The sequence below is a fragment of the Candidatus Benthicola sp. genome (assembly GCF_058719085.1).
In genome coordinates this window covers 1-15,294 of record NZ_JBZQEK010000031.1, presented here as the reverse complement: position 1 = coordinate 15,294, position 15,294 = coordinate 1, and the positions used below count along the sequence as shown (strand labels likewise).

16 protein-coding genes are annotated in these 15,294 nt (G+C 66.9%); 12 read left to right on the top strand and 4 right to left on the bottom strand.

The genetic code is table 11. The features are described 5' to 3' along the window. Positions 1–14 precede the first annotated feature (14 nt). The 3 genes from yidD to mnmE are packed head-to-tail and all read left to right on the top strand — an operon-like array spanning position 15 to position 3,392. Entirely contained in the window at positions 15–224 is a 210-nt protein-coding gene (gene yidD, locus AC36XV_RS02655) for a membrane protein insertion efficiency factor YidD (protein WP_492202159.1), read from the top strand. Next, positions 225–1,991 (top strand): membrane protein insertase YidC, encoded by a 1,767-nt coding sequence (gene yidC, locus AC36XV_RS02650; protein WP_492202123.1) that lies wholly within the window; start codon positions 225–227, stop codon positions 1,989–1,991. Between the two features lie 42 nt (positions 1,992–2,033). Then, the gene (mnmE, locus tag AC36XV_RS02645) at positions 2,034–3,392 is read left to right on the top strand and encodes a tRNA uridine-5-carboxymethylaminomethyl(34) synthesis GTPase MnmE (protein ID WP_492202122.1); all 1,359 of its coding nucleotides are present in this window, start codon (positions 2,034–2,036) and stop codon (positions 3,390–3,392) included. Positions 3,393–3,418: 26 nt separating this feature from the next. On the opposite strand, the gene AC36XV_RS02640 is transcribed toward mnmE, so the two are convergent. Together AC36XV_RS02640 and AC36XV_RS02635 are read right to left on the bottom strand one after the other, a co-directional pair. Further along, positions 3,419–4,216 (bottom strand): Fpg/Nei family DNA glycosylase, encoded by a 798-nt coding sequence (locus tag AC36XV_RS02640; protein ID WP_492202121.1) that lies wholly within the window; start codon positions 4,214–4,216, stop codon positions 3,419–3,421. A 113-nt stretch (positions 4,217–4,329) separates the two neighbouring features. Beyond that, entirely contained in the window at positions 4,330–4,617 is a 288-nt protein-coding gene (locus AC36XV_RS02635; RefSeq protein ID WP_492202120.1) for an acylphosphatase, read from the bottom strand. Positions 4,618–4,736: 119 nt separating this feature from the next. Between AC36XV_RS02635 and mnmG the strand changes: the two genes are divergently transcribed. The 8 genes from mnmG (at position 4,737) to AC36XV_RS02595 (ending at position 11,752) form a co-directional block, all read left to right on the top strand. Next, positions 4,737–6,608: a tRNA uridine-5-carboxymethylaminomethyl(34) synthesis enzyme MnmG gene (gene mnmG / locus AC36XV_RS02630; RefSeq protein WP_492202119.1), complete on the top strand. Its 1,872-nt coding sequence runs from the start codon at positions 4,737–4,739 to the stop codon at positions 6,606–6,608. A 265-nt stretch (positions 6,609–6,873) separates the two neighbouring features. Beyond that, on the top strand, positions 6,874–7,671 hold the full coding sequence (locus AC36XV_RS02625; protein WP_492202118.1) for a ParA family protein: 798 nt from the start codon (positions 6,874–6,876) through the stop codon (positions 7,669–7,671). Positions 7,672–7,693: 22 nt separating this feature from the next. Next, the gene (locus tag AC36XV_RS02620; RefSeq protein WP_492202117.1) at positions 7,694–8,557 is read left to right on the top strand and encodes a ParB/RepB/Spo0J family partition protein; all 864 of its coding nucleotides are present in this window, start codon (positions 7,694–7,696) and stop codon (positions 8,555–8,557) included. Then, entirely contained in the window at positions 8,554–9,336 is a 783-nt protein-coding gene (locus tag AC36XV_RS02615; protein WP_492202116.1) for a M23 family metallopeptidase, read from the top strand. The genes AC36XV_RS02620 and AC36XV_RS02615 overlap by 4 nt, the downstream gene beginning before the upstream one ends. Positions 9,337–9,403: 67 nt before the next feature. Continuing rightward, entirely contained in the window at positions 9,404–9,853 is a 450-nt protein-coding gene (locus tag AC36XV_RS02610) for a bactofilin family protein (protein ID WP_492202115.1), read from the top strand. A 142-nt stretch (positions 9,854–9,995) separates the two neighbouring features. Continuing rightward, complete coding sequence (locus AC36XV_RS02605; RefSeq protein ID WP_492202114.1) at positions 9,996–10,958, top strand: calcium/sodium antiporter; 963 nt, start codon at positions 9,996–9,998, stop codon at positions 10,956–10,958. A gap of 85 nt (positions 10,959–11,043) precedes the next feature. Further along, entirely contained in the window at positions 11,044–11,268 is a 225-nt protein-coding gene (locus tag AC36XV_RS02600; protein ID WP_492202113.1) for an AbrB/MazE/SpoVT family DNA-binding domain-containing protein, read from the top strand. Next, the gene (locus AC36XV_RS02595) at positions 11,261–11,752 is read left to right on the top strand and encodes a type II toxin-antitoxin system VapC family toxin (protein WP_492202112.1); all 492 of its coding nucleotides are present in this window, start codon (positions 11,261–11,263) and stop codon (positions 11,750–11,752) included. The genes AC36XV_RS02600 and AC36XV_RS02595 overlap by 8 nt, the downstream gene beginning before the upstream one ends. On the opposite strand, the gene AC36XV_RS02590 is transcribed toward AC36XV_RS02595, so the two are convergent. Both AC36XV_RS02590 and AC36XV_RS02585 read right to left on the bottom strand, forming a co-directional pair. Next, a complete protein-coding gene (locus AC36XV_RS02590) occupies positions 11,749–12,618 on the bottom strand; it encodes a menaquinone biosynthesis family protein (protein WP_492202111.1) in 870 nt (289 codons plus the stop codon). The two genes, AC36XV_RS02595 and AC36XV_RS02590, sit on opposite strands and share 4 nt — an antisense overlap. Before the next feature lie 78 nt (positions 12,619–12,696). Then, on the bottom strand, positions 12,697–13,941 hold the full coding sequence (locus AC36XV_RS02585) for a DUF1015 family protein (RefSeq protein WP_492202110.1): 1,245 nt from the start codon (positions 13,939–13,941) through the stop codon (positions 12,697–12,699). 202 nt (positions 13,942–14,143) lie between these two features. Here AC36XV_RS02585 and AC36XV_RS02580 point away from each other — a divergent pair, with 202 nt between their 5' ends. Beyond that, entirely contained in the window at positions 14,144–14,917 is a 774-nt protein-coding gene (locus AC36XV_RS02580) for an HAD-IIA family hydrolase (RefSeq protein ID WP_492202109.1), read from the top strand. Positions 14,918–15,294: the final 377 nt, after the last annotated feature.

Here is a 15,294-nt window from a genome sequence, read left to right as displayed (position 1 = left end):
CCGCGATTTCACCCATGCTTCCGCCGAGTTGCCGCTTTACCCCGAGCTGCTCCGAGTACGCGAGGCACGCCGTGGAGCAGCACGGTGCGGCGAGAGGAAGCTGGTTGGCCCTCAGGAGGATCGGCCGGTGTCACCCGTTTGGCGGAAGCGGTTATGATCCGGTGCCGGAGCCTGCTGGCCAGGCGCCGCAGCGTTCAAACGACCCAAGATCGGGCGGAGAATAGATGGAGAAGCGAGTGGTCCTCGCCGTCGTCCTCACGATCGGCGTGATCTATCTGAGCAACCTTCTGTTTCCGAGCCCGGAGCCCCCGGCCGGCTCCGTCCCCGCGGACTCGGCCGTCACGCAAGGCGCGGCGGCCGACGTCGCCGCCGACTCGGTGGTTCGCGACACGGGCGAGGCCGGGATCTCCGGGCTGGAGCCGTCCCCGGGGGCCGTGGATGCGGCGGAGCCACAGATCCCGGGAGTCGAGGCGGAAACGGCGGGCGCGCCGGTCGGAGACACGGCGATCGTGATCAGCGACCTGGTGCGACTGCGATTCTCGACCGTGGGAGCGGTGCTGACATCCGCCGAGATTCTCGAGTACGAATCGTATACGCCGAATGGCGCCGGTGATCACCCGGTGGAGCTCGTCCGGCCCGGCGATCGCGTTTTCGGGTTCCGGGTGGCCATGGGTGGAGACACCGTGCGACTCGAGTCCCAGGTATTCGAGGCGGATCGGCTGGAGGTCGAGCTGTCGCCGGACCATCCCACCGACTCCCTGGTGTTCCGGTATCCGTTCCCGTCCGGCAATGCCGAATTCGTGGTGACCTACGGCTTCCAGCTGGACAGCTACCTGGTGAGCGTCGCCGGACGTCTGGAGGGAGTCGGCGACCGGGGGTACTCGATCCTCACATCGCTCGGAGAGGGACTCCGAACGAACGAGAAGGACCCCGAAGATGACTACCGGCAGCTCGCGTACGCGGTGCGGGGACGCGATGGAGGGATCGAGTCCCGGACCCTGGACAAGATCGAGCCGAACACCGTGCAGGCGGCGGAGGGCGGACCGTTCGACTGGGTAGCCGTGAAGAGCAAGTACTTCGTGATCGCGTTCGTGCCGCCCGAGGAAGGCCCGGCGTTCGGTGGCCTGATCGTCGCCGGGCAGCCGGCCGAGCACTCGGCGCGGATGGTCGCATCGCTGCCGGCGCCGGCCGGCGCCGGGTTCCGCTTCCAGGCCTACGTGGGTCCGCAGGAATACGACCGGTTGGAGGCGGTGGGGCGGTCCCGCGACCTGGAGCACGTGAACCCGTACGGTTGGCGGTGGATGCGCCCCATCATCAGGCCTCTCGTGGGCATCGTGATGGTGATTCTGGAGTGGCTGCACGGCTTCCTCGGTCTCGCCTACGGATGGGTGCTCATCGTGTTCGGGGTGGCCATGCGCGTGGTGCTGTTCCCCCTCTACCAGAAGTCCATGCGTGCCCAGCTGGCGCAGATGCAGGTCCAGCCGCTGATGAAGGAGCTGCAGACCCGCTACAAGGATGAGCCGCAGAAGCTCCAGTCGGAGATGATGAAGCTGTACAAGGAGCACAACGTGAACCCGCTCGCCGGGTGTCTTCCGATGCTGCTCCCGATGCCGATCCTGTTCGCGCTGTTCTTCGTGTTCCAGAGCACGATCGAGTTCCGCGGCGTCCCGTTCCTGTGGCTCCCGGACCTGTCCTTGAAGGACCCGTTCTACATCATCCCGCTCCTCATGGGGGCGTCGATGTTCCTGCTGTCCTGGATCGGTCAGCGCGGGATGGAAGCCAACGCGCAGATGAAGATGATGACCTACATGATGCCCGTCGTCTTCACGGTGATGTTCGCGAACTTCCCGTCGGGGCTGAACCTGTACTATGCGACGAGCAACCTCGCTTCACTCCCGCAGCAGCTCTACCTGTCGAAGGAGCGCAAGGCGGCGCGCCAGAAGGCCGACCAGAACAAGGCCCGGGCCGCCACGGAGCGAGGGGGCGGCTAGGAGCGGGCGGAGTCCGCTGGACGGGGGGACGGTGGCCGCTTCATGAGCCTCGAAGACACGATCGCCGCGATCTCCACTCCACCCGGCAGGGGTGCGCTGGCCGTGGTGCGCGTCAGCGGACCCGACGCGGACGCCATCGCGATCCGACTCGGTCTTCCGGAAGCGGAGCCGAGGGCTGCCGTTCATGCCTCGCTGTGTCACCCGACCTCGGGCGAGCAGCTCGACGACATAGTGGTGGTCCGGTACGAAGCCCCCGCCTCGTACACGGGCCAGGACATGCTCGAAGTCAGCTGCCACGGCGGACCCCTGGTGCCCCAGCTCGTTCTGGCCGCCGTATGCGAAGCAGGCGCGCGACCGGCCGAGCCGGGGGAGTTCACGAAGCGGGCCTACCTGAACGGCAAGATGGACCTCGTGCAGGCCGAGGCCGTCGCGGACGTGATCGAGGCGCGCTCTCCCGCCATGCATCGGGCGGCTCTGTTCCAGTTGGAGAGAGGTCTTTCCAGGAGGATCGAGGAACTCCGCGAGGAGCTGATCGGGCTCCAGGCCCTTCTCGCCTACGACATCGACTTCCCGGAGGAGGATGATGGCCCGGTTCCGGCAGCGCGCATCGATGCCGTGGGCGGCCGGTTGCTCCTCCAGCTGCAATCGATGCTGGAGCTGGCACCGGAAGGCGAGTTGTTGAGGGACGGCGCGCTGACCGTGATCGCCGGCAGGCCGAACGCTGGTAAGTCTAGTATTTTCAACACTTTACTGGGTATCGAGCGAGCGATCGTCACGGAGGAGGCGGGTACCACACGCGACGCCATCGAGGCGGAGATCACGGTAGCCGGATACCCGTTCCGTCTGGTGGACACGGCGGGTCTCCGCAGCGATGCGGAGCGCATCGAGGCGATGGGGATCGACGTGGCACGCGGCTACCTTCAGAGGGCGGACCTCGTGCTTTTTTGCGTCGAGGCGGGGCGGCCTCCCGGCCCGGACGAGCTGGAGTTTGTCACCGCTCCCCTGAAGTCTGCGGAGGGACGGGTGGTGATTCTGAGGACGAAGAGTGACCTGGCGGAAGAGGTCGAGGGTTCGATGACAGGGCCCCTCGAGCTGGCCGTTTCGGCCGTGACCGGCGAGGGCTTCCCGGAGCTTCGGGAAGCGATGCTGGAGAAGGTCTTTGCCGGCCTTCGGGGCGCCGAAGAGACGCCCGTGGTCACACGCGCGCGTCAGGTAGCGGGTCTGCGGCGGGCCCTGCAGGAGCTCGAGGCGTTTCTGGAAGCGCGCAGCGATGGCGTGCCCGCAGAGATTGCGGGCACACATGTTCAGGACGCGACGCTGGCGCTCGAGGACCTCCTCGGCGTGGTGACGACCGAGGACGTGCTGGACCGCGTGTTCGGCGACTTCTGCGTCGGCAAGTAGCGCCAGGCCGCCCGAGCTTCAGTTCGTCACGCAGCTCGCTGGCAGCGCGGACACAGATAGGTCCGCCTGCCCACCAGGCTCAGCGACTCCAGTTCCGTGGTGCAGCGCGGACAGGTGTGTCCGGGGCGCCGCCGATTGATCAACCACCCGGGATCGGAGTGGGCTGCCTGCCAGTGCAGGGTTGCCCGACGGAGGACACGGCGCAGGTATCGGTGCACCAGGGCCAGCTTCTCGTCGGACAGGTCGGAGACCTTCGAGTCCGGTCGTATGCTGGCCTGGAAGCAGATCTCGTCGGCGTACTCGTTTCCGATGCCGGCAACGACTTCCTCGTTCATCAGGAGGCCCTTGAGCGTGCTGCGGCTGCGCTTCCGGGCGAGTTGGACGAATCGCTGGGCCGTCAGCTCATCGCTGAGCGGGTCCAGGCCGAGGTTGTCGAGCACTCCGAGACCGCTGAAGTCATCGCCCTCTACGAGGTAGACGTCGGCCGCGCTACCGCTGGAAGCGAAGCGAAGCTCTCGGCCGGCGGCGAACTGGAGACGGATCTTGCTGGTTTCGCGAGGCGGCTCCGTCTGCGACTCCAGGTAGATCTCACCGTCGATTCCCATGTCGAAGATCAGGCCGACATCGGAGCGGAAGCGCAGCACGACGTATTTTCCGTGCCGCTCCACGGTGTCGATGGCATGACCTTCGATCTTCTCGGATGCGCGCTCGGCGTCGAGGTCTACGGTCTCCTCATCGTCGACGATCACGACGGACACGGTCTTTCCCGTGGCGTAACCGGCGAAGGAGTCGATCATTCGCTCGACGTCTGGAAGCTCGATCATAAACCCCTCTTCGTGAATTGCCTGCTATGCGGACAGGCGATCAGCGCAGTCCCACGGTGCGCATATTTCGCCGTATACCACCTCAGTACACGGAATGACCGAAAAAGTGCCACTCAAAAGATGATGCGGAAATCCTCGGGAAGGGCCGCCTCCGTTTCGATGCGACGGGTCCGTGAGACCGATGCGGAGGGAGGTCCTGTTCGAACGTCTTCGAGAAACCGATGCAGGGCCACTGCCGGGCCGGCCGCCTGAAGCTCCACGGAGCCGTCCGGGCGGTTGCGGACGGTCCCTCGAACACCGTGGCGCCGGGCGGCTTGCAGCGTCCACCAGCGAAAACCGACACCCTGAACGTGGCCTTCGAGGACGAGTCCGACTCGTCGGTCCCCGTGATTTGGCTCCATCGGTGTTCACGTCCTAACTTTGCGGGCCTCCTCGCAAGGGGCGAGGAGGCTTCGGAGCAGCCAGGCGACCCGGCGGCGAGATGCCGATCGGCGCAGCGGTGCAGCAAACCAGGAGGAGAATGTACTACGACGTCATCGTCATCGGTGGAGGGCATGCGGGAAGCGAGGCTGCGAATGCCGCAGCCCGGCTCGGTGCGCGCACCCTGCTGGTGACCTCCTTCCTCGCCCGGGTGGGACAGATGTCCTGCAACCCGGCGATCGGCGGTGTGGCGAAGGGCACGGTGGCGCGCGAGGTGGACGCGCTGGGCGGGCTGATGGGGCGCGCAGCGGACAGGACCACGATTCACTTCCGCATGTTGAACCGAAGCAAGGGCCCGGCCGTCTGGGCGCCGAGGGCCCAATGTGACCGCGGCGCGTACTCGAGAGAGATCCGCCGTCTCCTGGAGCTCCGGTCCGGTCTGGATCTCTACCAGGGTACCGTGGCGGCGCTGCGCGCCCAAGGGGAGCGCGTGAGCGGCGTTCAGTGCGCGGATGGGAGCGAGTTCCGCGGGCGGACGGTCGTTCTCACGGCCGGTACGTTCCTTAGAGGCAGCATACGAATCGGTGCCGAGAGACAGGTCGGCGCGGGTCGGGCGGGCGATCCCCCCGCGATCGAGCTGGCAGATCAGCTACAGGAGCTGGGCCTCGAAGCGAAGCGGTTCAAGACGGGCACGCCGCCCCGGGTCGATGGACGAACCGTGGACTATGCGCGGCTCGAGCGGCAGGAGGGGGAGTCGGGAGGACACCGGTTTTCTCATTGGGAGCGTTCCGGGGGGCTGCCGCGCAGGCCGTGCTGGATCTCTCGCGCCGGGGGCGAGGTGAAGGAGATCGTCGAGAGGAATCTCGATCGATCAGCCCTGTACGGAGGCGCGATCGCGTCACAGGGCCCTCGTTACTGCCCGTCGATCGAGGACAAGATCGTGAAGTTTCCGGAAGCGTCCGGACACCAGGTGTTTCTGGAGCCGGAGGGGCTGGAGACGGCGGAGCTGTACGTGAACGGGCTTTCGACTTCGCTTCCACCCGATGTTCAGCGGGAGTTCCTCGCCGTGGTTCCGGGTCTCGAGAAGGCCCGAATGACCCAGGCCGGGTACGCGATCGAGTACGACTATTTCCCTCCCCTGCAACTCGGCCGCACGCTCGAGTCGAAGAGCCTGAAGGGTCTCTACCTGGCGGGGCAGGTCAACGGTACGACGGGCTATGAGGAAGCGGCAGCCCAGGGAGTCGTGGCAGGGGTGAACGCGGCCCATGCGGCCCTCGGTCGGGAAGCGTGGATCCCGGCACGGGATGAAGCATACATCGGAGTGCTGGTCGACGACCTCGTCACGAGAGGTGTTGACGAACCGTACCGCCTGTTTACCTCCCGGGCGGAATTCCGGCTCCTACTCCGTCAGGACAATGCTCTGGCGCGCCTCGGGCCGGTCGCGGCGGAGCTGGGCTTGCTGACCGAAGAGGAGAAGACGAGCCTCGACCGGCACATGGACGATCTCGACAGGGCCCGAGAATGGGTGCGCGAGGCCCGGGTCGACCCGTGCACGACCAACCCTTGGCTCGTCGAGCGGGATACCGCGCCGCTGTCGGAGCGGCAGCCACTCGACCGCCTGCTGCGCCGGCCGCAAGTGTCCCTGGAGCGCCTGGTGGCCGAGGACGGACCCCTGGACGACCCGGGGGTAGGGGTGGACGCGCTGGCGGTCGTCGAGATGGAAATCAAGTACGCCGGCTACATTCGCCGCGAGGAAGAGCGGGCCCGTGCGCTGGCGCGTCGGGAAGACCAGCCACTCCCGTCGGATGCGCCGTACATGGAGTTCCGGAGCCTGTCCTACGAGGCGAGGCAGAAGCTGGACTCGGTGCGACCGGCCACGATCGGACAGGCGGCGCGCATACCGGGCGTATCGCCTTCCGACCTTCAGAACCTCCTCGTCGAAGTGCGAAAGAAGGCGAGTTTGCAGCGGTGAGCCGATTCAAAGCTTCCTGCGAGTAGTCGCCGCGTCGACCCGGGCCACCATGTTTCACGTGCAACATCCCCGTCGGTGCCTCCGTGATGTTTCACGTGCAACACGGTCGCGCTTGGCGCTCGCCCCGGTCCAGGCGTATATTCCCGACCCCCAACCAGCGGGCGTATCCGGCGGACGGGTGGAGGTGGCCTGAGGCGGCCGTGAACGAGAGCGCGCCTGATCGCGTAACTTGTTTTTTAGCAACACAATACGACAGAGAGTCGCGATGTCGCGCGTGATCGCTATTGCGAACCAGAAGGGCGGTGTGGGCAAGACCACTACCGCGATCAATCTGGGAGCGTCCCTCGCGATCGCCGAACGAAGAACCCTCGTCGTGGACTGCGACCCACAGGGGAACGCCTCCAGCGGACTCGGCATCTCGCGCGAAGGTGAGCACCCGGACGTCTACGACTGCCTGGTCAACGGACGCGAGATCGAGGAGGCGATCCGCCCCGCAGTGCACTTTCCGATGCTCGACGTGGTTCCGGCGAGCCGAGACCTGGCCGGTGCCGAGGTGGAGCTGATCGAGCGCCCGCGGCGCGAGCGCATCCTCCGGGAAGTCGTGAAGCCGGTCCGGGACCGATACGAGTACATTCTGATCGACTCGCCCCCTTCCCTCGGGCTGCTCACCCTGAACGCACTGGTGGCGGCGGACACCGTGTTGATCCCCATCCAGTGTGAGTTCTATGCGCTCGAAGGGTTGAGTCAGCTCCTGAACACGGTTCGAATCGTTCAGAGGAGCATCAACCCGGACCTGGGCATCGAGGGCGTGCTGCTCACCATGTTCGATTCGCGTCTCAACCTCTCGAAACAGGTTAAAGGAGAGGCGGAGGAGTACTTCGGGGCCAAGGTTTTCAAGACGTGGATCCCGAGAAACGTGCGTCTGGCGGAGGCACCGAGCTTCGGCCAGCCGATCGCCCTGTACGACGTCCTGTCGACGGGCGCGCGCGGCTATCTGAGCCTCGCCTCGGAGATCGTTCGTCGGGATGCAGAGAAGAAGGGAGCCGCCGTTGGCCAAACCTGATTCGCGTCGACTTGGAAAAGGGTTGGGAGCTCTGCTGGGCGAGTACCTCGAGGAACCCGCCACGAGCGACGTTCCGGTGCGGGAGCTGGAGGTGGCGCGCATACGCCCGAACCCCTTCCAGCCCAGGAGGCAGTTTTCCGACGGCGCCCTCGATGAGCTCGAAGCGTCCATTCGCGAGAACGGTCTCCTGCAGCCCCTGGTCGTTCGGCCTGCCGGGCCGGATTTCGAGCTGGTGGCCGGAGAACGTCGCTGGCGGGTGCTGAAGCGTATTGGCCGGGAACGGGCTCCGACCATCGTCCGATCGCTCAGCGATGAACAGATGCTCGTGGTCGCGCTCGTCGAGAACCTGCAGAGAGAGGACCTTGGGCCGCTGGAAGAGGCCGTGGGGTATCAACAGCTGATCGACGGATTCGGCCTGACGCAGAAGGAGGTGGCGAAGCGGGTGGGGCGCGATCGCTCGACGGTGGCGAACGCGTTGCGATTGCTGACGTTACCAGCTGCCGTACGAGAGCTGCTCGGTGCGGGCAAACTGACGGCGGGTCACGGACGGGCCATTCTCTCGCTCGACGGCGAGTCCGAACAGGTGGCGCTGGCCCACGAAGCGGTCGAGCGGGGCTGGTCGGTGCGCGAGACGGAGGCGCGCGCCCGGCGGGGTGCGGAGCGCAAGCGGGCTCCGGGTCGAAAGGGACCGCAGCCCGAGGACCCGGTGGCCCGGAAGGCCGCCGTGCTGCTGTCCCGCTCATACGGGACGGACGTGAGGGTGACGCTGCGTTCGAAGACGAGCGGCGAGATTCGCATTCCGTTTCGCGATGCGGAGGATTTCGAGCGAGTGGTTCGCGAGCTTCTCGGCTCCGGGGACGGCGACGAGCTGTTCGGCGGCCAATGACCTCGGAAGGCCCCCGTCGGTGGACGGTGATCGTGATGCGCCAGGGTCAGGTCGGGTCACGTACTCTGGCCCTGTCGCTCCGGCGAGCGATGGTTCTCGGTGGCGTGGTTCTGGTGGTTCTGGCCACCGCGTTCTTCCTGGCCGGTCGGTGGACTGCAGCGCTGTCGTCGAAGGCGTCCACGCGGGCGCTGGAAGCGGAGATTCTGGATCTGCAGCGCGAGAATGCGACTCTCGGCAGGGTGGCGGAGCGGGTGGCCGGGCTGGAGGCGCAGTACGAACAGTTGAGGAGCGTGATGGGTGGCGAGGCGGGGGCGTCGCGTCGGGACATTCTCCTTCCACCGCTTTCGGAGGAGGACGCGACCCGGCGTGAGCGGGAGGAGAACGATGAGGCCGGCTTTATCTGGCCGGTCGTCGGTCGAGGCTTCATCACCCGCACGTTCGAGGACACCATTGCGGCGCCCTTCGAAGAGCACGCGGGCCTGGATATCGCAGTGCCGGTAGGGTCGTACGTCCGTTCCGCGCGGGACGGGGTGGTGACCGAGACGGGTGAGGACGAGGAATACGGTCTCTTCGTCCGGGTGGCGCACGACGAACAGATCAGCAGCCTGTACGCGCACAACGCATGGCTGTTCGTGTCGCCGGGCGATTCCGTGGAAATCGGCGAGGTGATCGCCCTGTCCGGCAACAGCGGCCGGTCCACGGCTCCACATCTTCACGTGGAGATCGAGCTCGCGGGGGTGACCGTGGATCCCCTCGACTACCTGGTGGAAGGCACGTGAAACACGGCTTGCGGCAGGTGAAGGGCGTGACGGAGATCGAAAGGGACGGTGAAAGGAAATGAGTGACATGTCGAAGAACAGGGGCCGGACGGACGGTGCGGCTCGGGACGTGGGCGACGTCGTCTCGATCGTGGGTCCGGGTATGAAAGTGGTGGGCGACTGCTCGAGCGATGGAACGATACGGATCGAGGGTCAGGTCGAGGGGTCGGTAAAGGCTGCGAAGAGCGTCGTCATCGGCAAGGACGGCGTGATCCTGGGCGATGTCGTCACCCAGGACGCGATCGTGGCCGGGCGGGTGAACGGCAGCGTGAGCGCCGACAGCCGCGTCGAGCTCCAGGCTACCTGCCGGATTCAGGGCGACATCCGAAGTCGCCGCATCAAGCTCGAGGAGGGGGGCCAGGTAGACGGACAACTCCACATGGGCGGGCGCGGTTCCGACCGGTCCGTGGACGTGCCCAAGAGTGGGGAGAAGTCCGAAGCCCGGTCGCACGCGGCGACACAGGGCCAGACCGCTTGAGGCGTAAAGCGTGTGTTAATAGCGTGTTACGTGTCTGCGTCTCGAGTGACGACTTATCCACAGTTGTCCACAGCGACCCCGTGCGCCCTCATCCGCGCGGCCGGGTTATCCACATCGGCCTCGCAAAGCCGGTGAGCGTGCCGTGGTCCTGGTAGAGGCCCTTCTCTTCCTGGTGGGCCTGACCTCGCTCACGCTGGGCGCGGACTGGCTCGTCACCGGGGCATCTCGAGTCGCCGAGCACCGGGGCGTGAGTCCGTTGCTCGTCGGGCTCACCGTCGTGGCCTTCGGTACATCGGCGCCGGAGCTCGTGGTGTCCAGCGCCGCGGTGCTTCGCGGTCAGCCGGGGATCGCCGTCGGAAACGTCATGGGGTCCACGATCGCCAACGTGGGCCTGATCGTGGGGCTCGGGGCGCTGGTCCGGCCGATCAACGTGCACCGCAAGCTGCTGCATCGGGAAGCTCCGCTGATGGTCCTCGTGCTGGCGGCCGTGATGGTGTTCGCATCGAACGGGACGATCGGGCTCGTGGACAGCATCGTGCTCGTCGGCGGCTTTACCGTCTACATGCTGTATCTGATCCGGTGGGGACGATCGGAGACGGAGACCGGACAGTTCCAGGCGGCGAGGATCGACGCACACCTTCCGGACGGCCGGGTCGATACACGGCGACCGTACCTGAACTGGCTCCGGGTGGGCTTCGGGACGGCCCTGCTCCTCGCCGGAGCGTCGTGGATGATCGATTCGGCCGCGGACATCGCCACCGCCTACCAGGTTCCCGAGGAGGTCGTCGGGGCGACGATGGTCGCTGTCGGGACCTCGCTTCCGGAGCTCGCGTCGACCATCGCCGCGGCCGCGCGGGGACTCGGCGACATCGCGATCGGCAACGTCATCGGATCGAACATCTTCAACCTCGGTCTGGTTCTCGGGGTCGCTGGCCTGATCGATCCCCTGCAGCTGAGTTCCTCGACCGTGGTGACCCAGGTCGTGCCGGCGATGATCTTCTGCCTCATCCTGATCCCGCTCGCCTACACGGGAGAGCGAGTCAATCGATGGGAAGGCGGGCTGCTCCTTCTCGGCTACTCGTTCTTCCTGTACCGGGTTCTCTAGCGCCCGGCTCCCTCCCCCGCACCGCCCTTTCGCCATCGGCCAGACGGCGTAAAGTTGTTACGTAAAGTGCAACGGGAGGCGTTCGGTGTCGGCATCCGTCAAGATGAGCAGCAAGAACCAGATCGTGGTTCCCAAGGAGGCGCGGGAGGCACTGGGCCTGCGACCGGGAGACCGGCTGATCGTGACGGTGACGGGCGACGTGATCGAGATGCGTGCCCGTCCCCGTGATGTGGTAGCGGAGCTCGAGGGACTGCTATCCGGGTCGGTCGGGGCTGGCGGTGCACTGTGGCCCGAGGTCAGAGGTGAGTAGGATCGCGGCCTTCCGCCGGGCGATCGCCGAGGCGGGAATCGTTTATCTCGATGCCTCGGTGCTGGCCCTTCACCTCGCGGGCGACTCGACGTACCTGCCCCTGACACGCCTCGCTCTGGGCGGGATCCGGGACGGTGAGATCTCGGGTCGGACCTCGGCGCTCAGCGTCTACCAGCTACTGGTCGAGCCCTATCGGTCCGGCGCGGAGGGTGCGGCGGAGCGGATCGAGCGGCTTCTTTCAGGGCTTCCCGGCCTGGAGATCGTGCCGCTCACGCCTTCGATCGCCGCGCAGTCGGCACAGGTGAAGGCGCAGATCGGCGGAAGTCTCACCCGGGCCGTCCAGATCGCCACGGCGCTGGCGAGCGACGCCGAGCTCTACGTTACTCCACGCTCGGCGCTTCGACGGATCGCGGGCCTCGGCGTCATACAACTCGACGCATACCGGGCGTCGGGCTCGGAAGGATCGGACGGGCCGGGTTCCTAGTCCACGAAATCGACGGACACGGGGCCGGGGATGATCCCGGCCTCCACGCCGCGCTGCAGGAAGAGCCGCACGGCCCGTCGTCCGTCCGGACCGTAGTCCAGAGTTCGCTGGTTCACGTACATGCCGACGAACTCGTCCGCCGTGCCGCGGTCCAGCCCGCGGGCGAATCCCATCGCGTAGTCCATCGCCTCCTCGCGGTGGTCGAGGGAGTAGGCGATGCTGCGGTGGAGATAGCCGGACACCCGGGTGATGAGCTCGGGGCCTAGATCGCGACGGATCACGTTGCCTCCGAGGGGTAGCGGCAGCCCAGTTTCCTGCGACCACCACCGGCCGAGGTCCTCCAGCATCACGAGTCCGGCGTCCCGATAGGTCAGCTGCCCCTCGTGAATGATCAGACCGACCTCGATCCGTCCATCGCGCACGGCCTCCATGATCTCGTCGAACGGCATGGCGACGGTGTGCACGTCCGGCTCCCAGAGCCTCAGCGCCAGGTGAGCCGATGTGAGCTCACCTGGAATGGCGATCGTTACCTCTCGAAGGGCCTCACGGTCGAGCGGCCTGCGGCTCACGAGCCGCGGACCATAACCCTCTCCCATGCTCGCGCCATGCGGGAGCAGGGCATACCGGTCGGCGAGATACGCATAGGCGTGGATGGACACCGCCGTGACCTCCAGTTCTCCCCGAAGAGCGCGCTCGTTGAGCTCCTGGATACCCTGAAGCTCGTGCTCGAACCGCAGATCACCGGTGTCGATGGCGCCACTGGCCAGCCCGTAGAACATGAAGGCGTCATCGGAGTCGGGGCTGTGAGCCACCCGGATGAGCCGCCGCTCGTCCACCGCCCTGGAGTCATCTCTGGTCGTGTTCATGGCGCCCGAAGGTATGCGGGAGCCCCGGCCGCGGCAAATGCGCCTCGTCCGGCCGCTCGGCCGTCGGCCGGACAACTCTCAGAGCGGGCGGAACAGCAGGCCCGAGGGGATCTTCGGCTCGAAATATGTGGACTTGGGAGGGAGGCGTCCGCCCCGCTCCGCTGTCGCCCAGACATCATCCAGGGATACGGGCGGAAGAATGAAGCCGCAGCCTCCGTCCGGCGGATACACGGCGGCATCGGGTTGTCGCGAGTACGCGAGGAGACCGTCTCGGGCCGCCTCGTCGGCCGCGACACCGTAGAGCCCACCGAGAACGAGCTGGTCGAACACGACGGGTGCGATCCGCGCGCGCTCCGGTGAGATACCCGCTTCCCGCAGGGCGCGCGAGCGGGCGGTAGCCATCCGAAACGCATGGCCGCCGCCGGGGGCGACGATGAACGAGCCCGGAGGTCCGGCAGCGGCGGCCCGTTCGAGCTCACCCGCCGACCCGTGCTCGAGCTCCTCGAGCTCGAAGGCCTCCGCCAGGTTCCCCAACCAGTCGCTCGGACCTCCCGGTTCGGGGGGTCGCACGAGGATGCGGTGCGTGGGACGGACGTCGAGTCCGGGATCCTGCTGGCTGACGACACAAACCAGCAGAAACGCGGCCTTTACGTTGTCACCAAGGACTTCTGAGGCGGCGAGGGCCGTCTCGTACCGGTGGTGTCCGTCCGCGATCAGCAGCGGGTGCAAGGCGGCGGTGGCGAGGAGAGCGGTCGCCTCGGTTCCCGCCACCTCGAACAGGTCGTGGCGCGTTCCCTCTGCGGTGACGGCCCGGGCGGCGGGCGACCGTTCGAGCGCCCGGCGCTCCGCCTCGTACAGGGAAGAGCCGGGGTCTCTGGACACCATGAAGACCGGCGAAAGCTGGGTGCGGGTGGCCATGGTGAGCGCCAGCCGGTCCTTCTTGGGCCCGGAGTGGGTCCTCTCGTGGGGCAGGACCTCGCCTCCGTCGAGCGGGACGAGACGCAGGGCCGCGAAGGTGGCCAGGCGTTCGCGGGATGCGCCTCCAACCTCGAACGTCTGGCGGTAGACGTACGCTCGCGGGCCGGAATCCGCCGCCAGGATTCCACTCGAAGTCCAACGCTCAAGTGTATCGGCGGCATGAGTATAGCGGTCGGCTTCGGAGCCCTCGGGGAGGATGAGCCGGACGCAATTGTACTGGCTTCGGCTCCTCAGCCGTGCCGCCGCGTCGTCATCGATCACGTCGTAGGGTGGGGCGAGCAGGAGCGACAGGTCGCCGGCGATCTCCGTGAAGCGAAGAGCGGCAAAGGGGACGAGCTCGGGCACGGTGACGGTCCTCGTGTTCGGGTCGGTTGCGGCACCCGCTGCGCGAATCGATAGTACCGAAGGAGGAGCGCCGCCGGGGCCGCGGCGCTAGGATCGCGGGCGCGGCGACGGTCGGCAAGGGGCGGGGTGGTTGGGCGTATGCGGCCGGAAGAGGCCGCGTAGGTCGAGTCACGGACAGGTCGTAATCCTGGAGCGCGGGAGCATGCAGGGAATCGAGGCACTTCTGATCGATCTGGACGGCACGGTCTACATGGGACGTGATTTGATCCCGGGCGCCCGCGAGGCGCTGGATACGCTCCGTGAGGCCGGGGTGCCCTTTCTCTTCACCACGAACACGAGCCGCATGTCCCGGGCCGACATCGTGTCGGGGCTCGCCGAAAAGGGCCTCACCGTGAGAGCCGCCGAGGTGTTCAGCGCGCCCGTGGCCGCCGCCCGGTGGCTTCGCTCCACGGGGGTTCGGCGCATTCACCTGCTCGTTTCGGACTCCACCCGGGCGGATTTCGACGAGTTCGAGATCACCGAGGAATCGCCCGATGCCGTCCTGGTCGGCGATCTCGGGTCCGGCTTCACGTTCGAGCGCCTGAACGGAGCCTTCCGGAGCCTCCGCTCCGGTGCCCGTCTGGTCGCGATCCACCGAAACCGATTCTGGCTTCCGGAGGAAGGGCCAACGCTGGACGCGGGGCCGTTCGTCGCCGCCCTCGAGTATGCCAGCCGAAGCGAGGCCACGCTCGTAGGCAAGCCGGCCCCCGCCTTCTTCGAGACCGCTGCGTCGATGCTCGACGTGCCGCGCGAAGGGCTCGCCGTGGTGGGGGATGATCCGGAAACGGACATTCGGGGCGGACGAGCCGCCGGCCTCCATACCATTCAGGTGAAGACGGGAAAGTTCGACGACGCGCTGCTGCGCGAGCTGCCGGGCGACGCGAAGCCCGAGTACGTCGTGGGGTCTCTGGCCGATGTTCCAGCCCTTGTGCTCTGAGGTGCCGGGCCGGGGCCCGATCGCCTGCCGCACGCGTCGCCCCGCGGGGAGCCGGATACGCCGCCTTCTGGCCGGACTCGTCCTGGCATGTGCGGCGTCCCTGCCAGCCGGCGGCCCACTGGACGCCCAGGAGCCGAGCGGTTCCGCCGCCGTCCGGCTGCCGCCCGATCCACCGGAGGCCTTCCTCGGCTTCCACCCCGGCGCCGACCGAGAATTGGCGGACTGGGCGCAGATGATGGGCTACCTGGAGGTCCTCGCCCGCCGGAGCGATCGGGTGCGCCTCGACACCATCGGGCGGAGCACCCTCGACCGTCCCATGCTCCTCCTGACGGTCACGGACACGAGCAACCAGAGAAGATTGCCGGAGATCCGGGTCC